The 25,647-nt window shown below is 60.7% G+C and carries 23 protein-coding genes and 2 pseudogenes; 4 read left to right on the top strand and 21 right to left on the bottom strand.

All coding sequences use genetic code 11. The features are described from left to right. Nucleotides 1–46: 46 nt before the first annotated feature. The 8 genes from HX899_RS31845 to HX899_RS31810 form a co-directional block, all read right to left on the bottom strand. Entirely contained in the window at nucleotides 47–928 is an 882-nt protein-coding gene (locus tag HX899_RS31845) for a polysaccharide deacetylase (protein WP_181294299.1), read from the bottom strand. 41 nt (nucleotides 929–969) lie between these two features. Further along, entirely contained in the window at nucleotides 970–2,079 is a 1,110-nt protein-coding gene (locus HX899_RS31840; protein WP_138390791.1) for an ABC transporter ATP-binding protein, read from the bottom strand. 75 nt (nucleotides 2,080–2,154) lie between these two features. After that, nucleotides 2,155–3,387, bottom strand: a complete 1,233-nt coding sequence (locus HX899_RS31835) for a PotD/PotF family extracellular solute-binding protein (RefSeq protein WP_181294297.1) — start codon at nucleotides 3,385–3,387, stop codon at nucleotides 2,155–2,157. A gap of 112 nt (nucleotides 3,388–3,499) precedes the next feature. Next, nucleotides 3,500–4,267 carry an SDR family NAD(P)-dependent oxidoreductase gene (locus HX899_RS31830; protein WP_138390789.1) on the bottom strand — a complete coding sequence of 256 codons (768 nt, stop codon included), beginning with the start codon at nucleotides 4,265–4,267 and terminating at the stop codon, nucleotides 3,500–3,502. Between the two features lie 13 nt (nucleotides 4,268–4,280). Continuing rightward, nucleotides 4,281–5,024, bottom strand: coding sequence for an SDR family NAD(P)-dependent oxidoreductase (locus HX899_RS31825; protein WP_181294295.1), 744 nt, complete (start codon nucleotides 5,022–5,024; stop codon nucleotides 4,281–4,283). Next, nucleotides 5,024–5,869 carry an ABC transporter permease gene (locus HX899_RS31820; RefSeq protein ID WP_181294293.1) on the bottom strand — a complete coding sequence of 282 codons (846 nt, stop codon included), beginning with the start codon at nucleotides 5,867–5,869 and terminating at the stop codon, nucleotides 5,024–5,026. The genes HX899_RS31825 and HX899_RS31820 overlap by 1 nt, the downstream gene beginning before the upstream one ends. Before the next feature lie 2 nt (nucleotides 5,870–5,871). Further along, complete coding sequence (locus HX899_RS31815; protein WP_181294291.1) at nucleotides 5,872–6,771, bottom strand: ABC transporter permease; 900 nt, start codon at nucleotides 6,769–6,771, stop codon at nucleotides 5,872–5,874. 59 nt (nucleotides 6,772–6,830) lie between these two features. Beyond that, nucleotides 6,831–7,904: an ABC transporter ATP-binding protein gene (locus tag HX899_RS31810; protein WP_181294289.1), complete on the bottom strand. Its 1,074-nt coding sequence runs from the start codon at nucleotides 7,902–7,904 to the stop codon at nucleotides 6,831–6,833. A gap of 594 nt (nucleotides 7,905–8,498) precedes the next feature. Here HX899_RS31810 and HX899_RS31805 point away from each other — a divergent pair. Then, nucleotides 8,499–9,509, top strand: coding sequence for a GntR family transcriptional regulator (locus HX899_RS31805; protein ID WP_171598354.1), 1,011 nt, complete (start codon nucleotides 8,499–8,501; stop codon nucleotides 9,507–9,509). A gap of 71 nt (nucleotides 9,510–9,580) precedes the next feature. On the opposite strand, the gene HX899_RS31800 is transcribed toward HX899_RS31805, so the two are convergent. Genes HX899_RS31800 through HX899_RS31780 form a run of 5 tightly spaced genes read right to left on the bottom strand, consistent with a single transcriptional unit; the run spans nucleotide 9,581 to nucleotide 13,838 of the window. After that, nucleotides 9,581–10,552, bottom strand: a complete 972-nt coding sequence (locus HX899_RS31800; RefSeq protein ID WP_181294288.1) for a biotin-dependent carboxyltransferase family protein — start codon at nucleotides 10,550–10,552, stop codon at nucleotides 9,581–9,583. Further along, a complete protein-coding gene (locus HX899_RS31795; RefSeq protein WP_138390782.1) occupies nucleotides 10,542–11,417 on the bottom strand; it encodes an allophanate hydrolase subunit 1 in 876 nt (291 codons plus the stop codon). Before HX899_RS31795 ends, HX899_RS31800 begins: the two co-directional genes overlap by 11 nt. After that, entirely contained in the window at nucleotides 11,417–12,802 is a 1,386-nt protein-coding gene (locus HX899_RS31790; protein WP_180196008.1) for an acetyl-CoA carboxylase biotin carboxylase subunit, read from the bottom strand. The genes HX899_RS31795 and HX899_RS31790 overlap by 1 nt, the downstream gene beginning before the upstream one ends. Then, on the bottom strand, nucleotides 12,799–13,041 hold the full coding sequence (locus tag HX899_RS31785) for an acetyl-CoA carboxylase (protein WP_180196009.1): 243 nt from the start codon (nucleotides 13,039–13,041) through the stop codon (nucleotides 12,799–12,801). The genes HX899_RS31790 and HX899_RS31785 overlap by 4 nt, the downstream gene beginning before the upstream one ends. A 20-nt stretch (nucleotides 13,042–13,061) precedes the next feature. Continuing rightward, on the bottom strand, nucleotides 13,062–13,838 hold the full coding sequence (locus tag HX899_RS31780) for a 5-oxoprolinase subunit PxpA (protein WP_181294286.1): 777 nt from the start codon (nucleotides 13,836–13,838) through the stop codon (nucleotides 13,062–13,064). A 285-nt stretch (nucleotides 13,839–14,123) separates the two neighbouring features. Here HX899_RS31780 and HX899_RS31775 point away from each other — a divergent pair, with 285 nt between their 5' ends. From HX899_RS31775 to HX899_RS35350, 3 genes and pseudogenes are all read left to right on the top strand, one after another. After that, nucleotides 14,124–15,032 (top strand): LysR family transcriptional regulator, encoded by a 909-nt coding sequence (locus HX899_RS31775; RefSeq protein ID WP_180196011.1) that lies wholly within the window; start codon nucleotides 14,124–14,126, stop codon nucleotides 15,030–15,032. Between the two features lie 120 nt (nucleotides 15,033–15,152). Continuing rightward, nucleotides 15,153–15,376, top strand: a pseudogene (locus HX899_RS31770) (chloride channel protein); the annotation flags it as partial. Nucleotides 15,377–15,848: 472 nt separating this feature from the next. Next, nucleotides 15,849–15,939, top strand: a pseudogene (locus HX899_RS35350) (hypothetical protein); the annotation flags it as partial. Nucleotides 15,940–16,070: 131 nt separating this feature from the next. Here the strand turns inward: HX899_RS35350 and HX899_RS31765 are convergent. The 8 genes from HX899_RS31765 to HX899_RS31730 all read right to left on the bottom strand — a co-directional run bounded on the left by HX899_RS31765 (nucleotide 16,071) and on the right by HX899_RS31730 (nucleotide 25,597). Next, nucleotides 16,071–17,009: a choline/ethanolamine kinase family protein gene (locus HX899_RS31765; RefSeq protein ID WP_181294285.1), complete on the bottom strand. Its 939-nt coding sequence runs from the start codon at nucleotides 17,007–17,009 to the stop codon at nucleotides 16,071–16,073. A gap of 11 nt (nucleotides 17,010–17,020) precedes the next feature. Continuing rightward, entirely contained in the window at nucleotides 17,021–17,989 is a 969-nt protein-coding gene (locus HX899_RS31760; protein WP_138390775.1) for a phosphotransferase, read from the bottom strand. A 12-nt stretch (nucleotides 17,990–18,001) separates the two neighbouring features. Next, nucleotides 18,002–19,288 carry a Zn-dependent hydrolase gene (locus HX899_RS31755; protein ID WP_181294283.1) on the bottom strand — a complete coding sequence of 429 codons (1,287 nt, stop codon included), beginning with the start codon at nucleotides 19,286–19,288 and terminating at the stop codon, nucleotides 18,002–18,004. Beyond that, the gene (locus HX899_RS31750; protein ID WP_138390773.1) at nucleotides 19,281–20,045 is read right to left on the bottom strand and encodes a DeoR/GlpR family DNA-binding transcription regulator; all 765 of its coding nucleotides are present in this window, start codon (nucleotides 20,043–20,045) and stop codon (nucleotides 19,281–19,283) included. Before HX899_RS31750 ends, HX899_RS31755 begins: the two co-directional genes overlap by 8 nt. A gap of 114 nt (nucleotides 20,046–20,159) precedes the next feature. Next, a complete protein-coding gene (locus HX899_RS31745) occupies nucleotides 20,160–21,983 on the bottom strand; it encodes an ABC transporter ATP-binding protein (RefSeq protein WP_181294282.1) in 1,824 nt (607 codons plus the stop codon). Continuing rightward, on the bottom strand, nucleotides 21,980–22,903 hold the full coding sequence (locus HX899_RS31740; protein WP_181294280.1) for an ABC transporter permease: 924 nt from the start codon (nucleotides 22,901–22,903) through the stop codon (nucleotides 21,980–21,982). The genes HX899_RS31745 and HX899_RS31740 overlap by 4 nt, the downstream gene beginning before the upstream one ends. Beyond that, nucleotides 22,903–23,883, bottom strand: a complete 981-nt coding sequence (locus tag HX899_RS31735; RefSeq protein WP_062942061.1) for an ABC transporter permease — start codon at nucleotides 23,881–23,883, stop codon at nucleotides 22,903–22,905. Before HX899_RS31735 ends, HX899_RS31740 begins: the two co-directional genes overlap by 1 nt. Nucleotides 23,884–24,013: 130 nt before the next feature. Continuing rightward, nucleotides 24,014–25,597 (bottom strand): ABC transporter substrate-binding protein, encoded by a 1,584-nt coding sequence (locus HX899_RS31730; protein WP_181294278.1) that lies wholly within the window; start codon nucleotides 25,595–25,597, stop codon nucleotides 24,014–24,016. Between the last annotated feature and the right edge of the window lie 50 nt (nucleotides 25,598–25,647).

Genomic DNA, 25,647 nt, shown 5'->3' with positions numbered 1-25,647 from the left:
TGAATATGTGAAAGGAGCCGACATCGCCCGCTCCTCGTCTTGCCGTTTACTTCTTGCGCGGAAAGCGCTTGGCGAAATCGTCGGCGATCTCGTTCATGGTAACGAACTTGACGCCCGGATGCTTGCTCATATGCGCAAAAAGCCGCTCCAGCATCATCAGCACCTGCGGACGGCCGGCGACATCCGGATGGATGGTGATCGGGAAGACGGCATAATCCATTTCGCGATAGACCCAGTCGAACTGGTCGCGCCACATCTGCTCGATATCGTGCGGATTGACGAAACCGTGGCTGTTCGGTGCCTTCTTGATGAACATCATCGGCGGCAAGTCGTCGAGATACCAGGAAGCGGGAATTTCGATCAGGTCGGTTTCCTGGCCGCGCTTCAGCGGGACCATCCAGTCGGACGGCTTCTTCGAATAGTCGATCTTGGTCCAGCTGTCGCCGACACGCACGTAGTAGGGCGTGAAGTCGTTGTGCATCAGCGAGTGGTCGTACTTGATGCCGCGCGCAAGAAGCAATTCATTGGTGACGTTGGAAAACTCCCACCACGGCGCGACATAGCCGGTCGGCCGCTTGCCGGAAAGCTTGGTGACGAGATCGATGCACTTGTCGAGAATTTCGGTTTCCTGCTCGCGGGTCATCGCGATCGGGTTTTCATGGGTATAGCCATGAATGCCGATCTCGTGGCCGGCATCAGCCACCGCCTGCATCTGCTCCGGAAAGGTCTCGATCGAGTGACCGGGGATGAACCAGGTCGTCTTGATACCGAAACGCTCGAACAGCTTCAGCAGGCGTGGGCTGCCCACCTCGCCGGCAAAAAGCCCGCGCGAAATATCGTCCGGCGAATCCTCGCCGCCATACGATCCGAGCCAGCCTGCAACGGCATCAACGTCAACGCCGAAGCTGCAAAAGATTTCCTTCGCCATGGGTTATGTCTCCTTGTGGTTTCTTGTCAGAAAGTGTCGTTTCAGTGGACCGGAATGACGGTGGCTTCCGCCGGGTTCCAGGATAGAAGAACGCCGGAGCCGACCGGAAAGGCCTCGGGCTGATATTTGTCGATGTGCGCCTCGAGCGCGACGGAGCGCCCGTCCGGCAGACTGGCCGTCAGGTGCGAGACGTGGCCGACCACGTCGAACCGCTCGATCCGCGCATCGACGACATTGCCGCCGATCTTGCCGACAAGACGCTCGCGCAACTGTGCATCGGCCGCATGTACTTCGATCGCCTCGGCGGGAATGACCAGATTGACCTTGGTCTTGCCGGGCACTGTGCCATTGGCGCGCCCCGACAGCATGCCGACAGGCGTGGACACGGCGGTGTTTTCCCCGTCGGCGCCCTGCACCTCGCCCTGAAAGATTGTGTTGCGGCCGATGAACTGAGCCACGAACGGCGTGTTCGGCCTTGTATAGAGCTGATGCGGCGGGCTGATCTGCTCGATGCGGCCCTGATTCATGACGACGATGCGGTCGGACAGCGCTAGTGCTTCCGACTGCGCGTGAGTGACGAAGATGAAGGTGATGCCCAGTGTCTTCTGTAGCAATTTCAATTCGTTCTGGATCGCCTTGCGCAGATTGGCGTCGAGCGCGCCGAGCGGCTCATCGAGCAACAGTATATCCGGCTCCACGACGAGGCCGCGTGCAAGCGCGATGCGCTGGCGCTGGCCACCCGACAACTTGTCCGGCTTGCGATCGGCGATATCCTCCAGGCCGAGTGTCGCAAGGATGCGATCGACCTTGGCATCACGCTCCGCCCTTGCCAGGCCCTTGACCTCCAGACCGTAGCCGACATTGCGGCGCACGGTCATGTGCGGAAACAACGCATAACTCTGGAAGATCATCGAGGTCGGCCGCCCCTGCGGCGACACGTCGTTCATCCGCACGCCCTTGATCATCATGTCGCCGGAGGAAATCCCCTCGAAGCCGGCGATCATACGTAGCGTCGTCGTCTTGCCGCAGCCGGACGGTCCGAGAAACGCGATAAACTCGCCCTTGGTGACCGAAAGGTTGAAGTCGATGACGGCCGGTGTGCCGTTGTCGTAGACCTTGCCAACATTTCTGAGTTCGAGGTCGTAGATCATGGGTGTCGCTCCGGACGGTCTTGGATACGTCTGATTGTGTACCCTCCCCTTGAGAGGGGGAGGGTAGAAAGAAGCTTATGCGCTCAGGAACTCATCCCACTTCTGGATGAGGTGGTCGTATTCATCCGGCCACTGGTGCCAATAGGCGACATTGGCCGCGCGCTCCTCAAGCGAACCACCGTCCCGAAGATCGCCTTCCTTGATGCCGCGCTCTTCCGCGCCGACCCAGGGCTTGCCCTCATACCAGAAGGCATATTTCTCCGGTGCCATGACATCCTTGATGTTCGTCGATGGCGAATAGTAGCCCTGCTCGGAAACCGCGATGCCGGGCTCCCCGGAAAGCCAGTAGTCGGCGTAGGCGATAACGGCTTCCTTGTTGGTCGTACCGGCGATCATCGTTGGGCCGATCGCCCAGCCGCGATAACCTTCCTTCGGCACCGCGTACTTGCAGGGCTTGCCCTGCGCCTTGACGGCCATGACCGCCGGCTGCCAGGCGTCGCAGACGACCATTTCGCCCGATGCCATCAAGTTGACGAGCTCGCCGAAATCACCCCACAGCGCGCGGAACTGACCTTCCTTCTTCTTCGAAATCAGGAACGCAGCCGCCTCGTCGATTTCAGCCGCCGTGGCATTGCCGGGATTTTTTACGTCGGAAAGGCCGAGGGTGTTCATCGCCATGATGGCCTGGCCGAAAGCGATCAGCGGGTCGGTGTTGAGGCCGGACTTGCCCTTCCACTTCGGATCGAAGATCGCCGCCCAGGTGTTGGCTTCCTCGGCGCTGACGACGTCGGGATTGTAGCCGATCGAATCGTAGTTATAGACGGCAGGCACCATGTTGAGCGTGGTCTGCGCCTCGTCGGCCCAGATCTGGCCGGTGATCTGCGATTTCACGTCCCACTTGTCGCTCGGCTTGGTGAACACCTCGCGAATGTTCGCCCAGTTCTTCAATGATGCGGCCGGGATCACTTCGACATTGTCGGTCATGACGATCGACGGCAGACGCTCGGCGATGATTTCCCAGCAATCATAGTCCTTCGAACCGGACAGGATCTTGGTCTGCGCATCCGGGAAGGTCGCTGCCGTTCCAGAGGTGCCGCCGACGCCGGACGCCTTCTTGAATTCTTCAAGAATGCGTTCCTGAACCGTGACCGAAAGGCCGATAGTGCGCAGCTGCTGGCCGGCAAGGTCGGCCGCCTGCGCATAGGCTGCGCGCGACGACAGCAGATGCGTGCCGCCGCCCATGGCAAGCGCCATGACGCCTGCGGACCGCTTCAGAAGGGAGCGGCGATTGATTTCCATGTTGGACATGTCTCTTCTCCAATTGATTGTTGTTCCCCGGAACCCCGTTTGATCGCGGCCCCTTCCTCAGTCTCCGCAGGCCGCTGGCGGCGATAACAGCCACCGCTCAAGCCTCAACGGTTCAGTAGCGCCCCACGAGGAGGCCTCCATCCACGACCAGCACCTGGCCGGTCATGTATCTCGCGTCGTTCGACGCCAGAAATGCGATGACGTCCGCGATATCGTCAGGCGTGCCGAGCCGCCCCATCGGGATGAATTCGGCAGCCTTTTCAGCCCCAGCCGGACCCAGAGAATTTTCTTCGGACAGAAGCTGCGCCGTTCGGATGTATCCGGGCGCGATGCCGTTGACCCGCACGCCGTCTCGCGCCAATTCCACGGCCAGACCGCGCACGAGGCCGATGACGCCGGACTTGGCCGCCGAATAATGCACATGCTCGTCCCAGCCATAGGCGATGCCCATGATCGAGGAAAGCGCGACGATGCTGCCTGATTTGCGCGAACGCATGCCGGGAGCCGCCGCCCGCGCCAGCCGGAAAATGCCCTTGAGATCGATGTCGAAGGTCAGGTCCCACTTTTCGTCGGTGAGATTTGCCAGCGGCGTGCGGTGTGCGATTCCCGCATTGGCGACGACCACATCGATACCGCCGTGGCGGGTTTCTATGTCTGCCACCAGCGCCTCGGTGGCCTCGGTCGATCGCACGTCGTAAAGCTGGAATTCCGCCGATCCGCCAGCCGACAGAATGGCCTGCGCTGTCTCCATTCCCTGCTTTTCCAGAATGTCGGTGACGATGACGTGGTCGCCACGCGCGGCAAGCGCCTTGGCCGTCGCCTGCCCGATGCCGATCCCGGCGCCGGTGACGATGGCAATACGTTTCGATGGTCCAGTCATGGTTTTGTCCCTCTCACAGCATCACATCGCCGGAATTCGGCCCGAGCGTCTGGCCGACGAACAGGCTCGCTGCCGACGATGCGAGGAAGGCGACCGTTTCGGCCACTTCCTCAGGCTCGCCGAAACGCCCAAGCGGCAGTTCGGCCTTCTTGGCGGTGCGCCAGTCGTCGGACAGCGCCATCACCAGCGGCGTGTTGATCGGCCCCGGCGCCACGGCGTTCACCCGCACGCCGCGCTTGGAAACCTCGCGGGCCAGCGCCTTGGTCATGCCGATGATGGCCGCCTTGGCGCTGGAATAATGCACAAGCTCGACGCCGCCGATCTGGCCGAGTTGCGAGGCGACATTGACGACGCCCCCCTCGCCGCGGTCCAGCATCGCCGGTAGCACCGCCTTGGTCATCAGGAAGGTGCCGCGCACATGCACGGCGAACATCCGGTCGAAATCCTTGACCTCGAGATTTTCGAACAGCGCCTGATGGGCGATGCCGGCATTGTTGACGAGGAGATGCGTCTCGCCATGCGCCGTCACCGCAGCGGCGTGGATGGCAGCCACGTCGTCTTCGGATGACACGTCCCCGGCAATGGCGGCAGCCGTTCCGCCTGCCGCCTGAATTTCACCGGCGACCGCATCGGCCCGGACCAGCGACAGATCGTTGACCATCACCGCGTAGCCCTCGGCTGCCAGCTTGTGGGCGATGGCCCGGCCGATACCGGAGCCGGCACCCGTGACGATCGCGGAGCGCTTTTGCGTCACCATCACGCCTCCTCCTGGATTGCCGTCTGCTTGGCGCGGCGCACGGACAGCGTCATCAGCACGGCGTAGGTGCCCAGCAGCGCAAAGGAGAACAGTGTGGTCAGCACCCCGAAGGCGAAGACATTCGGATGCACTTCCACCGAGAAAGTGCCGTAGATGGCCAGCGGCAACGTCAGGTCACGGCCCGAGGCAAACAGCGTGCGCGAGAACTCGTCGTAAGACAGCGTGAAGGCGAACAGCATGGCCGACAGCACGCCCGGAAAGATCAGCGGAAAGGTGATCTTGCGGAAGGTCCGCGCCGGCGAGACCCCGAGCGACCAGGCCGCCTCTTCGACGCTGGGATCGAAGCGGTTGAAAATGGCCAGCATAACCAGAAAGGCGAAGGGGAAAGTATAGACGACGTGCAGCACGAAGGCCGTGCCCCACCAATGGCGGTCGATGCCGAGCGAGTTGGCAACCAGCGCCATGCCGAGGCCGACGAGCACGCCGGGCACCATCATGCCGAGCACGATCAGATAGAACACAAAGCCCGAGCCCTTGAACTTGCGACGGAACGCCTGCGCCGCCGAAACACCGAGAACCGTCGAGACGATCATCGTCATCACCGCCAGCCCCATCGACCGGACGAGCGCCTGCTCGATCGGCAACGGTGCGATGCGCGAGGGCGGCGTCAGACCGAAGAGATGCTTGTACCAGTAGGTCGACCATTCGATGATTGGAAACTGCGGTCCGCCTTCCGGCCCTGTCTGGAACGACAGGATCGCCAGAACCACGAGCGGCCCGTACAGGAAGACGAGGAAGAGCGCGGTATAGGTGCCGAGACCGAATCTGATGCCGGTTGCGTTCATGATCAGAGCTCCTTCCTGAGATCGACGATCCTGAGCAAGGCAGCGACCACGGCGCCCATGAGGATCGTCAGCACCACGCCTGCCACCGCCGCGAAGGCCCATTTGAGCGACCCGACCTGGGTAACGATGATGTTGCCGAGCAGGTTGACCTTGCGGCCCGAAAGTGCGGCCGAGGTGGCGAATTCGCCAAGAACCATAACCGAGACGAAGATGCCGCCGACGACCACGCCCGGCATGGACAGCGGCAGGATGATGGTGCGGAAGATGCGGCCGAAGCTGGCTCCCAGATCCTGTGCAGCCTCGATCACCGAAGGATCGATACGGCCGAGCATGAAAGCGATTGGACCGACCATGAAGACGCAGTAGATCTGCGTCATGCCGATGATGACCGACAGTTCGGAAAATAGCAGGATCTCGATCGGCTGCTGGACGACACCGATCTTCATCAGGATCAGGTTGATCGCACCTTCCTTGCCGAGCATCGGCCGCCAAGCCAAGACGCGGATAAGGAACGAGGTCCAGAAAGGAATGACGCAGAGGACCAGAAGAACGGTCTGGATCGTCTTGTTCCTGACGAACAGACCGACGAAAAGGGCGGCCGGATAGCCGACCAGCACCGTCGAGAATAGCACGATCAGCCAGATGCGCACCGTCGTCCAGAGCGCACCCAGATAGGTCTCGCTGCTGAAGAAGGTGATCCAGCTCTTCAGCGTCAGGGTCGGTTCGATCTTGAAGGTCGTCTGCGTCCAGAACGAGACATAGACCATCATCAGGATCGGCAGCACCAGAAACAGCACCATCCAGATCACGCCGGGCGCCAGCAGCCAGAACGCGGGGCCGGAGAGCTTCCGTTTGCTGGTCGTTTCGACCTGCGCTTCATCGCCAATCGCGACCATCGTCATCTCTCATTCTCCAGAATAGGCAAGGGCGTTTGCGACCGGACTTTTCAGGCAGGGCGTTTTCAGGCAAAGACAAGAGCGTCCTCCCGCTTCCAGACCAGCGCGTAGCGGCCTTTCTCGACATAGGTTTGCGGTGCGGAGCGGCTGAGGTGCGATTCCACCTCGAACACTCGGCCGTCATCGAGCGCGAAGAAAGAATTGATTGCCGCCCCGGAATATTCGCTGGCGACGAAATTGCCCTCCAGACGAACCTCCCCCTGAAGGATCGGCGCATTCTGCTCGCGGATATCGATCCGGTCGTAGCGGATCGCATAGGCAGGCTGCGATGCCGGCTGGCGAAAGCCCCCCAGCGCAAATCGTCCGGTCGGACTGACGAAAACATCACCTGCAACACTGCCGGAAAACAGATTGTAGCAATTGAGAAAGCGCGCGACGGCAGACGATGCCGGGCGGTTGTAGAGGAGATCGGAGTGAGCGGACTGGGCGATGTGCCCACGGTCGAGCACCAGCACCGTATCGCCCATGGCGAGCGCCTCGCTTTCGCTACCGGTGACATGCAGGAAGGTGACGCCGCAGCGCTCGCGGATAGCACGCAGTTCGGTGCGCATCCGGGAGCGCAGATTGGCGTCGAGCGCGCCGAGCGGCTCGTCGAGCAGAACCATCTTCGGCTCGGTCACCAGCGTGCGGGCCAGAGCGACGCGCTGGCGCTGGCCACCGGAAATCTGCGTCACGGCCCGGTCTTCAAGGCCCGTCAGTCCGACCAGCGAAATGATGTCGCGCACCCTGGCCTTGACGCTGGCGGCATCGGTGACCGGGTTAAGCTCGCGGTTGACAAGGCCGAAGGCGATGTTTTCCGAGACCGAAAGATGCGGAAACAGGGCGAAATTCTGGAAGACGAAACCGATACCGCGATTGTGCGGCGCGATGCCGTCAATCCGCTTGCCGCCGAACAGGATCGCGCCCTGTTCCGGCTCCTCGAAACCGGCAATCACCCGCAGAAGCGTGGTCTTGCCGGACCCGCTCGGGCCGAGAAGCGAGATATAGGCATCATCGGGCAAGGCCAGTTCGACCCTGTCCAACGCCTTGAGGTCGCCGTAGGATTTCGAGACGTTCATGAGTTGAAGAGCTGCCGACATCGCTATCCTGCCAGTTTCAAAGGCAAGGAACATTCTTCCGGCAAAGCTTCGCCCATACCCGAACCGCTGATCGGTCCCGGCAGGCAAGCAAAAGCCGTTCGCGCAAACATTACACGCGCGTCAAGAGATGTTCCTTGGCGTTTTTAAGAAAGTTCCACCTGTTACGCTTCTTGCGAGCGCCTGCATTGCAAAAACTATGACATGAATGATTTTTGTATTCAATAGGCTTTTTACAAAATCAAGACATGTCGGCTCGGCGCACCCGAAGACACAGGGGCACCCTTCGAAAGCCAGCACAGCTTTTTCGTGCCGCAGACGATCTACGCAAGTCAAAACACACTTTGCACCTCATAAGAGAACTATTCCCAACAAAACTGGCAATAAACCGGAGCAGCTGATCAAGCAGCAGAATGCGGGTGCCTTATCAGGTCGACCTCAGCCCGAGGTCGCTACCCATTCATTCACTCTCTCGACAAAATGAATTTTGTCGTGACATTGTATTCAATAATCATTTTATTTTTGCCCTGTCCTTACTCCCTGCAAATGCGTAAAACTGAATTTAGGACATCGGCCAGAGGGAAAGCGCCGGATTTCATGACCGAAGATCGAACCAGATCGACCGCACAGAAGCGATACGAAATCGCCGAGGATATTCTGCGCAGTAACATTATCGACGGCGTTCTGCCGGAGGGTCTGGTGCTGCTCGAAGGTCCCATTGCGGACATCCTGCAAATTTCCCGCGCGCCCGTTCAACGTGCGCTGCAAACTCTTGAAACCGAGGGGCTTCTGCATCGCTTCAGCGGCCGGGGCTATCTCGTCGGAGCGCCGAATCGAGGCATCGAGCCCAACCGCACCGATATCAAGGCGCTTGGACTGCACATTACGAGCCATGCCGACGAGGCACTCCAGAGCCGATCGTCCTGGGAGCGCATCTACAATACCGTCGAGGCGGATGTGGCCGGATGCGTCGTGTTCGGCCAGTACCGCATCGTCGAGATCGAGCTTGCAAACCATTTCAACGTCAGCCGCACCGTCGTGCGCGACGTGCTGACCCGGCTGCGCGAGCGCGGGCTCGTGCGCAAGAACCAGAGTTCGCATTGGATCGCCGGCCCGCTGACGGCCCAGATCGTCAAGGATCACTTCGTTCTGCGGCGCATGCTGGAGCCACAGGCTATCGTTGTCGGTGCAGGGCATATCGACCACGCCGTCCTGACCGATCTGTTTACCCGCCTCTCCACGCTGGAGCAGCAACAGCCGAAAGATTATCTCGGTGCGGTCGAGGCCATCCAGTCCAGCTTCATCGAAACCTGCGTTCTGGCGACTCCGAACGAACGGCTGAAGGATCTGATCCGCAACAATCTTCTGCCGGTGACGGCGACCGAGCGCCTGCTTCGCCGCCTTGGCCTTCCCGGCGATCCGGCGATCATCACCGAGCTTCGGCTGATCGCCGAGCTGCTGATGCGTGGCGCGGCGACGGCCGCTGCCGCTATGATGGAGAGCCACCTCGATGCCTCCGTCAACCGCACGATCGCCCAGATGAAGATCGTTGCGATCATTCCAGGCCCGAGCGTCACGGCCGATTATCTGACGCGGGTGATGGAATAGCGGCAGCGCCGACTTGCCTTTCCCGCTGCCACAGTCGCCATGTCGCAAAGCCCGCATCGGATCGCCCCTTCCTAGGCCAATGCCGTGCGAAGGCTGGTCAACAGGGCTTGCCGGTCCGCCCGCGCCTTAAGCGCCTCGTCCATCGTCACCTTGACGAAGCGGGTGGGCGTATGAGGCTGGAGCTGGCCGATAAGATCCATGTCGGCGGAGATGACCGTTCCAACCATGAAGTAGCCGCCACCCGAGACGGCGTCCCGGTGCAGGATGATCGGTTCGGTGCCGCCCGGGACCTGAATGGAGCCATAGGGATAGCAGCTGTCGACGATGTTCGACGGATCGGAACCCGCGCCAAAAGGTTGCTCGCGCTCAACGAAATCGAGCTTGCGTCCGCCCTTGAAGCGATAACCCATGCGGTCGGCCTCGTTGGCGACCTTCCATTCGTCGGCGAAGAAGTTTTGCTGCGATTCTTCCGTGACGCGGTGCCAGTAGAGGCCCGGCAAAACGCGAAGCTCCGCCAGCATGCCCGGCTTACGGCGCAAATCCTCGGTGACCGTCCGACCCTCGGTCGCAAGACTAGCAGTGCTGACCGGAAGTTCGTCGCCGGCTGCGATCGCCCGGCCCTTGTAGCCGCCGAGCGCGCCGATCGGATAGGTCGAGCGGCTGCCAAGTGCTTCCGGCACATCGATGCCGCCCGAGACAGCGATGCAGATACGTGCGCCGGATTTAAGGTAGTCGAAGGTCAGGGTCTGCCCGGCCTTGACCTTGAAGGCGGTCCAGCCGGGTTGCGCGACGCCGTCGACCTTGGCCGGCATCTCGGCGCCGGTGACGGCAACCAGTGCATCCTCGGTGAATTCAAGCTTCGGCCCGATGAAGACGGCTTCAAGCCCGGCAGCACTCTCGTCATTGCCAACGAGCAGGTTTGCCGCCCGCATCGCATAACGGTCCATCGCACCGCCGACGGGTATGCCGAGGTGGAAATAGCCGGGCCGGCCGAGATCCTGGACGGTGGTGGCGAGACCATGGTGGAGAACCTTAATGGCCATTGAGCATGCCCTCCAGCGTGGCGTTGTAGCCGTCGATGTCCTTCTGGAACTCCCTGAGATCGAAGCTGACCTCGCGGATCGGCGGAGCAAACCGGCCCTTGTCGACATCCTCGACCGCCTGGTCGTAGGCATCGCGGCCGATCGGCTTGAACTTGACGATGTCGCCGGGGCGGAAGAACACCATGAAGTCTCGGAGATAGCTGGTGGTCTGGGTCGGATCGAAGATCGGCATCGGAGTGATGCCGAACATCTGGTAGCCGCCGGCACCGCGTACCGAGTAGATGCATCCGAAGCAACCGCCATGGCCGACGGTCAGTCGCGGGGTATCGGTGCGCGGGCGAAGGTATTTCGGAACCTGGATCTGCCTTTGGCGCTCGACCATCTGGTACATGAACGGCAGCCCGGCGACGAAACCAACCATGGAGACGAACCAGGGCGAACCCGAATGGGCGGCGACGAAATCATCGACCGAACCGAAATTGTTGATGCGGGCGGCGTAGTCGAGATCGGTACCCGCAGGATCCTGGTGGCGCTCGCGGAAGCGCATGAGCGTTTCGTGCGTCCAGGGATCATTGTAGAACACCGGAATTTCGACGATGCGGGTCCTGATCACCGGTTCGGCCTTGCTGGCGGCTCCTTCGATCGACTTTACCTCCCGCAGGATATCGTCGGGGTGGATGATGTCGGGATTGAACTTGATCTGGAACGATGCGTTGGCCGGGCAGATTTCGGTCACCCCCTTGATGCCACTTTCGCGAACCCCGGTTGCCATCGACAGGCTGGTGAAGAATGCTTCGAGCGACATCTCCTCACTGCATTCGATGAACAGATGCTCATCGCCCCCGAACGTATATCGTATGCTCATCAGGCAACCTCCGCGGTCTTGCCGGAAAGACCGGCGAATTCGGTTTCAAGCCATGTTTCGAGGAAGCGAGTGTGGAACGCGCCGCGCCGGACGCTCTCGTCGCTGGCAAGCGCCAGATGCAGCGGCACCGTCGTTGGAATGCCTGTAATCGTCAGGCCTTCGAGCGCGCTCTTCAGCCGCTCAAGGCATGCGTCGCGGCTTTCGGCCCAGACGATCAGCTTGCCGACGAGCGAATCGTAGAACGGAGGGATGGAATAACCTTCGTAGAGCATAGTGTCGAAGCGGATGGCTTCGCCCTCAGGAACTTTCAGCGTCTCGATCCGCCCTGGTGCCGGCATGAAATTGCGGGACGGATCCTCGGCATTGATGCGGCATTCGATGGCGTGGCCGCGCGCGACGATATCCTTCTGTGCGATCGACAGCTTGGCGCCGCCGCAAACCTTGATCATCTCCTGCACGAGGTCGATGCCGGTGATCATCTCGGTCACCGGATGCTCCACCTGGATACGGGTGTTGACCTCGATGAAGTAGAATTCGCGGGCGATCTCGTCGTAGAGATATTCGACAGTGCCCGCGCCGCGATAGCCGACCTCCCTGGCAAGCGCCACCGCGCTGGCGCACAGCTTTTCACGCACGTCCGCTGGCAGCAGGAAGGACGGCGCTTCTTCCCAGACCTTCTGGCGGCGGCGCTGCAGCGAGCATTCGCGCTCGAAGCAATGAACGAAATTCTCGCCGTCACCAAGGATCTGCACTTCGACATGACGCGCCTTGGTGATGACCTTCTCGAGATAAAGCCCGCCATCGCCGAAGGCGGCAGCGGCCTCCGCCGAGGCCTGCGGGAAATGCCTTTCCAGGTCCGCCATGTTGTCGGCGATGCGAATGCCGCGCCCGCCGCCACCGGCAGCCGCCTTGATCATGATCGGGAAGCCGGTCTTGTCCGCGATAGCGCGGGCCTCATCGAGGCTGGCGATTCGTCCGGCGCTGCCGGGAACGGTCGGCACGCCGGCGCGGGCGGCCACCGCGCGAGCGGCGACCTTGTCGCCAAGCAGGCGGATCGCATCACCCTTGGGACCGATGAAGATCAGGCCCGCAGCTTCGACCGCGTCGGCGAAATCGGCATTTTCGGAGAGGAAGCCATAGCCCGGATGCACTGCATCGACGCCCGTCGCCGTGGCGGCAGAAACAACGGCATTGATATTGAGGTAGGATTTGGCGGCGGATGGCGGGCCGATGTTGACGGCCTCGTCGGCAAGCTTCACGGCCAACATATCGGCGTCCGCGACGCTATGAACCTGTACGGTGCGGATGCCGAGCGCCTTTGCCGCCTTGATGATACGCACCGCGATCTCGCCGCGGTTAGCAACGAGGAGCGAGCGGATGGTCATGCTTCCACCTCTGCGATCACCTGACCTGCCATCACCGGCTCTTCATTATCGACGAGGAAGCGGATGGCCGTGCCGTCGATGCCTGCCGGGATTTCCTGGAATGTCTTCATCACCTCGATCATGCCGATGGTGTCGGCACTTGCGACCGCGTCGCCGTCCGCCTTGAACGGGGCCGCGTCCGGCGCCGGCGTCCGGTAGAACGTGCCCGGCAGGGGCGATCTGATTTCGAGCTTGCTCATGTCTCTCTCCGCTTAAAGTCTCAGTGGCCTGCGATTTCCGAAATCGGCGCGATGCGGATGCCGTTGGCATTCAGCGCCTCGCGCATCTGGCGCACGATATCGAGCGCGCCGAGCGTATCGGAATGGAAGCAGATGGATTCAAAGGCGATGTCGACATCGTTGCCGGTGACCGTCCGGACCTTGCCTTCCCTGCAGGCGCGCACGACCTTTCGGGCGATCGCGGCGGGATCCGGACGCCCGGCATCGCGGGTAAATACGATCGAACCGGTGTCGTCATAATCGCGGTCCGCATAAAACTCGCGCACGACCGGCTGGCCGGCTTCCTTTGCGACACGATAGGTCGCCGAACCGCCCATGCAGAAGATGTAGGCATTGGGCTCGACGGTGCGCATGTATTGCACGAAGATCTGCGAGAGTTCGGCATTGACAGCCATTTCCATATAGAGAGCGCCGTGCGGCTTCACATGCTGCAGGCGGGCGCCGTGGCGACGGGCGAACTCCCGCAGCGCGCCGACCTGATAGACCATGTCGTTGACCAGTTCCTTGGCCGTTCCGGCAATCTTGCGGCGGCCGAAACCCTGAAGATCGTTATAGCCTGGATGCGCGCCGATACCGACGCCATGTTCCGTTGCGAGACGAACCGTCTGGTCCATGAGGTTGGGATCGCCGGCGTGAAAACCGGCGGCGATATTAGCCGAGCTGATCAGCCCCATCAGCGTTGTGTCATCGGTATCGCCGACGCGCCACCGGCCGAAGGCTTCGCCCATGTCGCAATTGATGTCTACTGCATCGATCAACGTAGTGTTCCTCGCCTGCCTGCAATGGGGCCACGTTTCCGTCTGCCGCTTTTTTGACAAAATCAGGCTAGGACGAATTAATTCATTTGAAAAATTCAATTTTCATATGCTTACTATCTGAAAATCAGAATACAATGCTCAAATTCGGTGCACCCGCGAAACACGTAATTTCAATCAGTTGAGACAAGTGCGCGCCGTAGCGTGCGGATATATGCTTCCTTTTTGGGTAGGCTCTTCTGATTTTCCGATGGCACGTTTTAGTTTATTGAATAGGAAGGCATCGTCATGGCGCTCAGTCTCCGGCAGCTTCGTTATTTTGTCGCGACCGCGGAACTCGGCCAGATTTCGCAGGCTGCGGTAGATCTTTCCATTTCGCAGTCCGCCGTGACGACGGCGATCAAGGAACTGGAGCAGACCGTCGGCGCCAGCCTGTTCATCCGTGCCCCACACGGCATGGACCTGACGGCAGCGGGGCGCCAGTTCCTGTCGCATGCCTATGACATCCTGAAAAAGGTGGATGAGGCAACGCACCTGAACGTCGTCAACAACGAAGTCGAGGGTACCCTGACGGTGGCGGCAACCTATACCGTCATCGGCTATTTTCTGCCCCTGCACATCGAACGGCTGCGGCGCCTCTTCCCCAAGCTCGATATCCAGCTCTTCGAATTGACACGGGAATCAATCGAGGAAGGTCTTCTGACCAACCGCTATGATATGTCGGTGCTACTCACCTCCAACATCCTCAACCCATCGCTTGTGACGGAAAAGGTGTTGAGTTCGACCCGCCGCCTGTGGGTGCCGGCGCAGCATCACCTGCTACAGGCAGATTCAGTGGGTTTGGAGGAAATCGCCGAGGAACCTTACATCATGCTGACCGTCGACGAGGCGGCCCATTCGTCGCTGAAATACTGGAGCGCCTCGCCCTACCAGCCCCAGGTGATCCTGCGCACGTCATCCGTCGAGGCGGTGCGATCCCTCGTCGCCAACGGCCAAGGCGTGGCAATCCTCTCCGACATGGTGCACCGGCCTTGGTCACTGGAAGGACGGCGGATCGAAACCATCAATGTGCGCGATCCGGTGCCGGCCATGGATGTTGGTCTTGCATGGCGTAAGAACATCGAACTTTCACCGCCGATGCTCGCCTTCCGATCCTATTTCCAGCAGGCATTCCACCTGCCAGGGAATGCGCGCTAAGACTATAGGTTTGTATTGCTCGCCTTGATGCCAGTCGAACCGGTGACGCCTCGCGATTTGCGGCGCGCCGACCGAACTGTCGCGACTGGGGCCTGGTTCTGACCCGTGGTGTCGGCGGTGGCGCTCGAAGGAAGGGCCCTGCGGTTGCCGTTCTTCGTCGAGAAGCTCGCCGCCAGCTTCCTGTCGGTGCTGGATTCGGAAGCACGGTCGGTTCGCTGCTTGGTACCAGCATCACGTTGGCGGCCATCCCTGGCATGGCGCGTTATTTCGCGGGCGTAGTGCAGGCACCGATGACTGCCTTCGTCATCATCCTGGAAATGACCGGCGACCACCAGGCCTTCCTTTTCACGCGGCGTTACTCGAGGCTCCATAAAACCACATATGGTGCTGCCGTTGCCACATTGACAGCCGGGAATGAAGATGAGGAGCGTAAAGTTTGCGGCATTGCAATAGTTGATAATGCAGCGCAATATAACTGTCACACATCTGTGCAGTGAGGGGCGCCGTGCGAATGAGGATTTGCATATATAAGTCGGATAGAGCACCTGACCTTACCCTCTTGCTGCGAGAGGGCTTACCCGTACCCCTTGATACAAAGATAGACAAATGGACCAAAATTAAGGTCGTCACTGACAGGGAGATGAGCGCAGACCTTTTGGTTCAAATTGGAGGTCCGGGGTATTTGGTAGTTCGCCTTGGCACGATTGTACGACATTAGGCAATTGCACAGCCGTTGCGGCCGCGTTACCAAGATGCCATCGTCGCATCGCGGGTCTTTGTCTACCGAAACACGCACCCTCGCGCTTGTGAGCCGAGAAGCCGCTTGCTGAGAAAGTCTGGCGCTATTGCGAGACGCAGGACATCAGCGGCAAGACGGTGACCGGCAAAATCAAATATTCGGACGTCACCCGGCGCGAAGCGCGGACGACGGCCACCACACTGTGCCAGAGTGGCATGCTCATGCGATTATCGCGCGACTAAGAAATGCGCTGGAATTCGAGCCAGGTTTTCCGCCGATCATCTGAAAAATCCACCGGATCAAACGGCCTTGAGATACTCGACCCAGCGCGGATCCTGCATGGCCACGCGAGCGCGCATGTGTTTCCAGGCGCCATATTTGTAGAAATCAAAATCGAGCGCCGAGACGACATTCTGGACCATGGCCCAAGTCGACCATTTCACATCGGCAAGCGCCCGATGCACGGCAAGACGGGCTTTCATTCGCGGATCGAAGCGGCCGAAATATTCCTCTATGACCTCTGCCTCCACGGCATCGGAGAAGAACATCTCGCCGCACCAAATGCCGATATCGTAGCAACGGTCGTTATTGGAGGCATATTCGTAGTCGATGAGCATCAGCGACTTGTCGTCGGCGACCATAAAATTACCCGCCATAGGATCGTTAAAGCAAGCAACGAGATCAATGCCGGAAGCTTCGAGAGCTGCGCGCGCGAGCCGGTATTGCTTGTAAAGCCAGGCAAAATCGATCGGAAAGGCACCGCCCAATTCGCGCACCTGCTCGATATGCTCGTCGATCATGTCAAAGACCGTCTTGGTCAGCGGCAAGCGGCCTGAATCGTTGAAGGTGCGGTAGAGCCCGACGACGGCTTTGCGCACTGTCGGATCCTGGAAATCGCGGTTGGTGCAGGCACGCCGACCTTCGATATAGTCGGCGATCTCGACACCCTTGTCAGCGAGATACTCATAAATCTTCGGGCCAATGCCGAGGTCCTGCGCCCGGCGGCTGGCGTCCAGCGCCGCCTTGCGGTCGATGAACATCTCGGTGCCGCGGCCGGGCACCTTGACGAAGAAATGGCCCTGTTCGCCAGCGACCCTGACCCGCCAGTTCGAATTGCTGATACCGCCGTGCACCGAACGGTAATGGAGTTCACGTTCAGACCACGGCTCAATTTCGCGCAGCAGGGATTCGATTTCCCCTTCCGCCTCGTTTGTCGCTTCCCCCAATCGTTTTTCCATGGTTTGATCCCTCAGAGTGTGCGGAGCATGAATTCGAAACGCGGATTGCGAAGCTCCATTCGGCAGCGCAACAGGCGCCATTGTGCATATTTCAGGAATTCGATACCGCCGCGCGGCGAAACCCTGTCCATCAGCATGCCCCACATGCCCCAGAAGAGATCGTCAGCAATGCCGTAAAGGCGGCAGCGGTTGAGCGACGTCTGGCGAAATTGTCCCTCGAAGATTTCGAGCGCCGGCTGCATTTCGCTGTCGAACTGGAAGGCCTCGTTGAGCAGGATGCCGATGTCGTAGAACGGATCGACATTGCGGGCCTCGTCGAAATCGACCAGTTGCACTCTACCATCCGGCGCGATCATGATGTTGGAGGCAAGACCGTCGGCATGGGCTGGTTTTTCATCGAAGCCGGTAGCGATGATCGCCGCTTCGATATCTCCGACGCATTCGCGCATCCACCATCCGTCTGCGGCAACCTCTGCGATGCCTGCATCGGCAAGCGCTTTTTCGACGACGCGGATGCGGTCGAACACTGTCCACGTTTCGCCAAGCGGCCTGCTGCCATGCAGGGCGCTCTTGGCGGCGATGACACTTTCCAGAACATCGCGCTTGCGCAGGTCGTCCATTCTGGCGGTATGCCAGGCTTCCGACAGGCGGTCGAAAACGACCGCCGACATTTCCGGGCTGTGCCAAAGGGGCGCCGGCGTCAGGCCCAGGGTTGAAGCCTGACGCGCGGCGCTAACGGACCTCTCCAGATCGATGAAATCCGACTGGTCCGTATGGAGAATTTTCAGGAAATAGGTGGCGGGCGCATCTCCCCTGGCAACGAACCAGTTCTGGCTGTCGACGGCGCGGTGCGTCGGCGAGGCGACACCCGCAATGCCCGGCGCATAACGCATATCGGCGTTCGCCCAGCCCGAAACGGCGCGGATGGCGGCTTCAGCCGCCTTCTCATCCACTGTGGATGCTTGCCCGAGTGCCTTCATGCTCCAAATCCTTCAGTCGATGGTTTTCAGGATGTTGCCGTTGAGGCAGAATTTCCACAGCATGGCGCTGAGGATTTCCGCGCCCAGCAACCGGTCTTCCGGCGTGGTGAACTCCGTTGGGTGGTGGATGACGCCGCCGACGCTCGGCACGGCGATGACAACGGCCGGGGAAACGGCCGTCATGCTGACCGCGTCATGTCCGCCGATGGTGTCGAGCAACAAGGTTTCAAGGCCGAAGCCGGCAGCAGTATCCTGGGCCAGGGCAACCAGTCGCTCGTCCATGTTCCCGGCGCGGCGGCGGTCGATCGAGCGGACCTCGAAGCCGACATCCGCTTTCTTGGCGCAGAGGTCAGCTTTCTCGTTGAGCTGGGCTTCCGCCCAGGCAAGCACATCGGGCTTGGCAGAGCGCAATTCGATGAACATCACCGCCTCGCCGGGCACGACGTTGGGAGAATTCGGATAGACCTCGAGACGACCGCAGGAGGTGTGCAGGTCGATCCCGGCTTGGTCGGCAAAACCCTTCAACTCGGCGATCAGGTAGGCCGCGGCCAGGAGCGCGTCATGGCGCTCGGCCATCGGCGTCGGGCCGGTGTGCGCCTGGCGGCCGATGAAGGCGAGCCGGTATTTGACGTTGCCCCAGAATCGGTTGAAGATGGCAAAGCGCATGCCGTTCTTTTCCAGCTCGGCCGAACCCTCGATATGCAGCTCGATCAGCGCATCGGGAATAACCGGGCCGAAGGTGCCGGCATAACCGATTTCATCAAGAGCGTGATTGACGGAAATGCCGTCGCCATCCTTGCGGGCGAGCGCGAAATCGAGTGTCAGTTCGCCGGCATTGACGCCGCTGCCGAGAAGGCTCGGCTGGAAGCGGGCGCCCTCCTCGTTGGTCCAGTTGACGATGCAGAAATTGACTTTCGGCGTGACCCCAGCCGCGGCAACCTGCTTGCGTATGGCGTCGATCGCCGCGCAGGCGGCAATCACGCCGTAGGCGCCATCGAAGCGGCCGCCGTTCGGCTGGCTGTCGAGGTGCGACCCGCTCATGACCAGAGGTGCATCCGGCCCGGCCCAATCGAGGAAGCCGTACATGTTGCCCATCGGGTCGATCTCCAGGCGCAGGCCCGAATTCTTCAGCCAGTTCGCCAGCCAGTCACGTGCCGCCTTGTCGTCCCGTGACAGGGTCAGCCGCGTCATCGCACCACCCGGCCCGCCGCCGAAGACGGAGACTTCCTCCATCATCCGGTGCAGGGCTTCGGCATCGACCTCAGGCAGGGATGCCGGCTCGTTGCGGGTTTCAAGCATAAATCACCTTCACTCGCGCCTCTTCCAACTTTTCAAGGAAATCTGCCCGCGGAGGCGCATCGGTGATGAGCAGATCAACGTCACGAAAATTATAGGTGCAGAAATTACCCTGGCGGCCGAACTTGCTGCTGTCGGCGAGCATCACCACCTGCTTGGCATGGCGGCGCAACGCCCGGCGCACCAGCGCCTCGTCCTCGCCGAGGTCCATGAAACCGAGATTGACATCGACCGTCACCGCGCTGACGAAGGCGATATCGAAGAGATGTTCGCGGATCACATTGAGCGTATCGGTGCCGAGAAACGCCCGGTAGCTCGGCCGCAGAACGCCGCCGACCGCGACCACGTTATTGGATTCCACCCCCGACAAGGTCTGGATGATATCCAGCGAGTTGGTGTAGATATTGATCAGCGGCCGATCGACTAGATAGCGCGACAGCGCCAGCATCGTCGTGCCGCTGTCGAGGAAGATCTTGGTATGGTCGCGCAGCTCCCTGGCAGCGAGGGTTGCTATTTTTGCCTTTTCACGGGCATTGACGCGCATGCGTTGCGAGATCGGCTGATCGGCATCCCGACGCGGCGTCACGCCGCCGCCATAGATGCAGCGCAGGTGCCCTTCCATCTCCAGCTGCTTCAGGTCGCGGCGCACGGTTTCCGGGCTGACGGAAAATTCCGTCGCCAGTTCCTTGACCGTGACCCGGCCATGCTTGGCCAGCTCTTCGAGAATGTGTTGCAGACGTGCCTGGGGATGGTCGGTCATGAGGGCTTTCCCGGTCACAAGCCCATGGGCAAGTCTGTCGAACAGGCGTGTCCCGCCGCAGTTGCTGTTTCTTTCATCCTCTGATCCCCCCGGGTTTCGATGCAATTTGCGGTTTCAAGCTGCGGCATGGGAAAGCGTGTTTTCCACCAAAAAGCAAGCAGCCAGATCCTTGTTGCCGCGGGCGGTCAGGACCGGGCTTTGCTTGTGACAGCGGCCGAATGCGTTCGGGCAGCGGCTGGCGAAACTGCAACCGGGCGGCAGGTCGATCGGGCTTGGCGGCTCTCCTTCCAGCAGACACTCTTCCGGCTTGTAGCGGCGCTCCTCCAGCGTCGGCACGGCGCTGAGCAAGGCCTTGGTGTAGGGATGGCCTGGATCGAAGAACAGCCGGCCGTTGTCGGCGATCTCGACGACTTCGCCGAGATACATGACCGCAACGCGATTGCAGACACGCCGTACCATCGCCAGATCGTGAGAAATGTAGACATAGGTCAGGCCGTGCTGGGCCTGCAACTGCTCGAACAGCTTCAGCAATTTGAACTGCTCGGTCTGGTCAAGCGACGACAGCGTCTCGTCCATGATCAACACCTTCGGCTCCAGCACCATGGCGCGGGCGACGTTGACGCACTGGCGCTGGCCGGCACTCAAACCCAGCGGAAGCTCATCGTAGAGCGTACCGGGCAGGCCGACCTCACGCATCACGGAGAGCACGCGGTCACGCAACTCCGCGCCCCTTACGATGCCGTGCGTCTTCAGCGGCTCCTCGATGATGGCGCCGATGGCGGTGCGTGGCGGCAGCGAATTGAAGGGATCCTGCAGCACCAGCTGAAAATCGCGCCGGAATTTCAAAAGCCCCTTGCCGGAAAGCCTGGTGATATCCTGTCCGTCGCAGAGGACCTGGCCGCTATCGGGCCGTTCCAGCCGGCTGAGCAAGCGCATGAGAGTGGACTTGCCGCAGCCGGATTCGCCGACGATGCCGAAGTTCTCGCCCGGAAAGACGTCGAAGGTGACGTTGCGCACGGCACGCACGGTGCTGTAGCTGGCAAAGGTGCCGCGCTTACGCACCCAGTAGGAACGCGTGGCATCGCGAATGCTGATGATCGGCTCGCGGGTCTCAGCCGGCAGGTCGATGGTAACAGCTTCGCTCGTCCAAATCTTCGGGATCTGGCTGATCAGCTCGCGGGTATAGGGATGCTCCGGCGTGTTGACGAGTGCCTTCGTTGCCTGCCGCTCCACGACCTTGCCTTCGGCCAGCACCAGGATCTGATCGGCAGCGTCGCTCACCAGCGGCAGCGACGAGGATATGAAGACGATCGCCGTGTCGAAACGCGTGGTCAACTCCCGCATCAGGCGCAGCACCTGGGCGGCGACCGTAACATCAAGCGGCTGGGTCACATTGTCGGCGACGAGGAAAGCCGGATTGCTGACCAGCGCATCGACGATCAGGGCGCGCTGCATCATGCCGCCGCTGAATTGCGATGGATATTCGTGATAACGCATCTGCGGCGAAGGGATGCGCACCGCGCCAAGCAGATCGATGACCCGCTTCCTGGCTTCCTCATGCGCAATCTCCGGTGCGACCGCGCGCAGTTTCTCGACGATCTGCTGGCCGACCGGCAGGGTCGGATCGAGAGCCCCCGCCGGATTAGCGCCGACATAGGCGATCTCACGGCGCAGCGTGCGCAGCTTCTGTGCCGGCAGATCGAGGATGTTCTGGGATTTGTAGACCACCGATCCGGAGGTGACTTTCAGCGGCGGATCGATCCAGTTGACGAGTGCACGCGAGAGCACGGTCTTGCCGGCACCACTCGCGCCGATGATGCCGAGAATTTCGCGCGGGGCCAGATCGAAGTCGATATCGGAAATGATCGGACGCATGCTAGCGCCCGTTTCCAGGCCAACGCTCAGATCGCGAACCTGCAGAAGCGGTGTGCCAGTCACGATTTGCCTCCATAGATACGATTGCGAGCCCGTTCGAGCGATGCGCCCATCAGGTTGATGCTGGTCAGGCACAGACACAGGAACACGCCCGGCATAGTGGCGATCCACCAGGCATTGAGCAGATACTTGCGGCCGTCGGCGATGATGTTGCCGAAGGTGGGCGTCGGCGGCTGAACGCCCAACCCGATGAAGCCGAGGATGGATTCGAAGATCATCATCCGGGCGACATCGAGCACCGACACGAAGACGATCGGCGGCAGTACCAAGGGCGCCAGCAGGCGCACCATGATGCGGAAATCGGACGCACCATAGATTTCGGCGGCGCGCACATATTCCCGCTTGCGCTCGGTCATCACGACGCTGCGGGTGACGCGGGCATAGACCGGCCAGCTCGACAGGCCGAGGACGAGGATGATCGCCGGGATCGTCGGACGCGAGACGCCAAGCACGGTGATCGCCAGGATGATCATCGGGATCGACAGCTGGGCATCGGTCAGGCGCATGATCGCCATGTCGACGCGGCCGCCATAGTAGCCGGCGATCGTGCCGAGCGAACAGCCGATAATCAGCATGACGAGAACGGTGGAAAGCCCTATCAGCAACGAGTAACGCAGGCCGACAAGGCTGCGCACCAGCATGTCGCGGCCGATCTGGTCAGTGCCGAGCGGCGCCGTCCAGCTCCATTTGTCGCCCATGAACGGCGGCGCATGCAGGCGCGTGGCGACACTCATCTTCGTGGGGTCGATGCCGCTCAGTTGCGGATAAAGCAGGGCCGCCAGAACTAAAACGATGAAAATGGCAGCGCCAACACGGAATTCGTTGGAGGCAAGGGCGATCCGCCAGATACGCCGCGCCACCGAAGCACCGCGTTGTGTTGCCGGAACCGGGTTTGCCGGCATGTCTGTCTCTGTCACGCTCATCAATATTCCAACCTTGGATCGATCATGGTGGCAATCAGGTCGACTGCGATGTTGATGAAGACGAAGATCGCGCTGGTGACGATGGCGATCCCCTGGATCAGCGGGAAATCTCGCTGCAGCACGGCGTTGATGGTCAAAAGTCCAAGGCCCGGATAGTCGAAGATGAATTCGACGACGAGGACGCCGCCCAGCAGGCCGCTGATCTGGATGCCGATCAGGTTGAGCAGCGGAACGGAGGCATTCCGCAGCGCATGGGCGACGATGATGCGGCTTCGGCTAAGGCCGCGGACATTGCCGACTGCAATGAAGGGCTCCATCATCACGGTAGCCACCGATCCGGTCAGCGTCCGGATCAGCACCGGCGCCAGTTCGACGGCAAGAACGATCGCCGGCAGGATAGTATAGGCAAAGCCGGAGTAGCCGATCGCCGGCAGCCAACCGAGCTTGACCGACAGAAGCATGGCAAGGACGATGCCGAGCCAGAAGTTCGGCAGCGATATGAAGATCGAGGAAATGTAGAAGGCGACGCGATCCGGCCATCGTCCGGGCGCCAGTCCGCCGGGAATGCCGACGAGAAAGGAGAAGACCAGGGCGAAAAATATTGCCAGCCCGCCGAGTTGCAGCGTCATCGGCAGGGTGTCGCCGATCAGGGTTAGCACTTCGGCGCGCTCGCCGCGGGTGGAATCGCCGAAACTGGAACCGCCGGTGGAAGCACCGCTTGCAGGCCGCACGAAGGATTGCCCGAGATCCCCCCTGACGACGCCGCTCATGTAGCGGCCGAACTGCACGAGGATGGGATCACGCAGGCCCATGTCCTTGGCGATCTGCTCGATCAGCGCTTCCGGCGCCATGCCGCCGGCCATCAGCCGGACCGGATCGCCGGGAACCACACGTAGCAGCGTGAAGATAAGCAGCGTCACCAGAAAGACGATCAGCGCACCTTGCGCCAGCCGTCGAACCAGAAAACTGAGAATGAACATGTCATATCCTGGCAGCAATCGGAGCGATCCGCCCTGAGCGGTGACGGTCGCGGTCGTTTGTTGACATCATGAGCGAAACGAAAATCTCCGCGGCGCCGGCCTCCGGTGCCGCGGAAAACGCAAGCCAGCGTCAGCCGAACGCAGCCTTCGAGGCGTCCATGGACCCGTCAGGATAGATGAAGAGACCGGCCAGCGACTTGTCCATCGCGTGGATCATCACCGAAGTGAACAGTGACAGGGCCGGCACCTTTTCGGCAAGCATGGGCATGGTTTCGGTCTGCAGGATTTTCTTGCGCTCATCGAGCGACGGGGCACTGCGCTCCTTGTCGAGTGTCGCGTCGAGTTCCTTGTCGACGATGCCGGTGATGCGCTTCGAGGTCGAATGGAAATGCGTGCGCAGCACGAGGTCGGGTTCGGGCGAACCGGTGGACCAGCCGCAATCGACCATATGGCCGGGGCCGCCGCCCGGACGATCGTAGAGACGTTCGTTCCAGGCGGCGATTTCCAGAACGGAGAGCGACACCTGAAAACCTTGTTCCTGCAGCATGGCGGTGATGACCTCGCCGTACTCCTTGGTCTTCGGGTAGAAGCCGACGGAGGTGATGTATTCCAGCGGCGGCAGACCCTCGCCCTTGGGGAAGCCGGCCTCGGCCAGCAGCGCCTGGCATTTTTCCGGGCTGTATTCCGGATAGTTCGGCAGGTCGACATAGCCGAACTTCACCGGCGACACGTAATTGGACGAAGCATGGCCGGCCGAGCCCAGAATTTCGACGATCATCGAACGGTCGATCGCGTGGCAGGCCGCCTTGCGGATGAGCGGGTTGTCGAACGGCGCCTTCGAGCAGCGGAACCAGAGATATTTGTTCTCGACCGAGACGACGCTGCTGATGGCGATCTTGTCGTTGCCCTCGAGCGAGGTCACCTGTTCCGGTTCCAGACGCTCGACGATCGAGGCCTGGCCGTTGAGCAGGGACAACATGCGTGTCGTGCTGTCGCCGACGAAATTGAAGCTGATGCCCGGAATCTTCGGCGTACCGAGGAAATAATCAGGATAGGCTTCGAGGATCGTGGCATTGCCTTCCTGCTTGACGAACTTGAACGGGCCGGTGCCGTTCAGGCGCTGCGTCAGCGGGCCGGTCGGGCCGCCGGCGACATCGGTCGCCGACATGATCGGCAGGTATGAGGCGAGGAAGATGAACAGATGGGCCGGATATCCGCCCTTGGAGGTATCGACGATGACCGTGTAGTCGTCAGGGGTGGTGATAACAAGCGTCTCGGTCGGGCCGGGATAGAATTGGGCCGGGCGGTCCGGCTTGGAGCCGTATTCGAAGGTCGCCTTGACGTCTTCGGCCTTGAAGGGTTTGCCGTCGTGGAATTTGACGCCTTCGCGCAGCTTGATCTCGAGCTTGTTCGGATCGAGAAGCTTGATGCTGGTGGCCAGTTCATAGACCACTTCATCGGGCTTTTCGACAGTCATCGGCGTCCGCGTCAGGAAACCCATGACGAAGCCTTCGATATTCTTCTGCGACAGCGTCGTGTGACCGGTCGGGTCCCAGTTGCCCGTAATGTTTTCCGCCGACAGGAACACCACCGCCTTACCCGATTGGGCAAAGGCCGAGGAGAACAGAAAATCCGGGTTGATCTGCAGGAGACCGGCACCCGTGCCAGCCGCACCAAGCCCGGCGAGGAAATTGCGTCTGCTGATGTCATTCATAAGCTGCTTCCCTTTTTGTGGTTTTATGTGGCTTTCTTATTATTCCACGA

The organism is Rhizobium sp. WYCCWR 11146 (assembly GCF_013591995.1).
Lineage (GTDB): Bacteria > Pseudomonadota > Alphaproteobacteria > Rhizobiales > Rhizobiaceae > Rhizobium > Rhizobium indicum.
This window is presented reverse-complemented; position numbering and strand designations above follow the sequence as displayed.

Bases quoted from the DNA above. Each gene is read 5' to 3' on its own strand.
- HX899_RS31805 (WP_171598354.1), top strand. From the start codon at position 8,499: ATGACCGAAGATCGAACCAGATCGACCGCACAGAAGCGATACGAAATC.
- HX899_RS31785 (WP_180196009.1), bottom strand. From the start codon at position 13,041: ATGAGCAAGCTCGAAATCAGATCGCCCCTGCCGGGCACGTTCTACCGG.
- HX899_RS31730 (WP_181294278.1), bottom strand. From the start codon at position 25,597: ATGAATGACATCAGCAGACGCAATTTCCTCGCCGGGCTTGGTGCGGCT.
- HX899_RS31790 (WP_180196008.1), bottom strand. From the start codon at position 12,802: ATGACCATCCGCTCGCTCCTCGTTGCTAACCGCGGCGAGATCGCGGTG.
- HX899_RS31735 (WP_062942061.1), bottom strand. From the start codon at position 23,883: ATGTTCATTCTCAGTTTTCTGGTTCGACGGCTGGCGCAAGGTGCGCTG.
- HX899_RS31775 (WP_180196011.1), top strand. From the start codon at position 14,124: ATGGCGCTCAGTCTCCGGCAGCTTCGTTATTTTGTCGCGACCGCGGAA.
- HX899_RS31845 (WP_181294299.1), bottom strand. From the start codon at position 928: ATGGCGAAGGAAATCTTTTGCAGCTTCGGCGTTGACGTTGATGCCGTT.
- HX899_RS31740 (WP_181294280.1), bottom strand. From the start codon at position 22,903: ATGAGCGTGACAGAGACAGACATGCCGGCAAACCCGGTTCCGGCAACA.
- HX899_RS31830 (WP_138390789.1), bottom strand. From the start codon at position 4,267: ATGACTGGACCATCGAAACGTATTGCCATCGTCACCGGCGCCGGGATC.
- HX899_RS31815 (WP_181294291.1), bottom strand. From the start codon at position 6,771: ATGACGATGGTCGCGATTGGCGATGAAGCGCAGGTCGAAACGACCAGC.
- HX899_RS31765 (WP_181294285.1), bottom strand. From the start codon at position 17,009: ATGGAAAAACGATTGGGGGAAGCGACAAACGAGGCGGAAGGGGAAATC.
- HX899_RS31835 (WP_181294297.1), bottom strand. From the start codon at position 3,387: ATGTCCAACATGGAAATCAATCGCCGCTCCCTTCTGAAGCGGTCCGCA.
- HX899_RS31840 (WP_138390791.1), bottom strand. From the start codon at position 2,079: ATGATCTACGACCTCGAACTCAGAAATGTTGGCAAGGTCTACGACAAC.
- HX899_RS31820 (WP_181294293.1), bottom strand. From the start codon at position 5,869: ATGAACGCAACCGGCATCAGATTCGGTCTCGGCACCTATACCGCGCTC.
- HX899_RS31810 (WP_181294289.1), bottom strand. From the start codon at position 7,904: ATGTCGGCAGCTCTTCAACTCATGAACGTCTCGAAATCCTACGGCGAC.
- HX899_RS31800 (WP_181294288.1), bottom strand. From the start codon at position 10,552: ATGGCCATTAAGGTTCTCCACCATGGTCTCGCCACCACCGTCCAGGAT.
- HX899_RS31755 (WP_181294283.1), bottom strand. From the start codon at position 19,288: ATGCTTGAAACCCGCAACGAGCCGGCATCCCTGCCTGAGGTCGATGCC.
- HX899_RS31750 (WP_138390773.1), bottom strand. From the start codon at position 20,045: ATGACCGACCATCCCCAGGCACGTCTGCAACACATTCTCGAAGAGCTG.
- HX899_RS31795 (WP_138390782.1), bottom strand. From the start codon at position 11,417: ATGAGCATACGATATACGTTCGGGGGCGATGAGCATCTGTTCATCGAA.
- HX899_RS31825 (WP_181294295.1), bottom strand. From the start codon at position 5,024: ATGGTGACGCAAAAGCGCTCCGCGATCGTCACGGGTGCCGGCTCCGGT.
- HX899_RS31760 (WP_138390775.1), bottom strand. From the start codon at position 17,989: ATGAAGGCACTCGGGCAAGCATCCACAGTGGATGAGAAGGCGGCTGAA.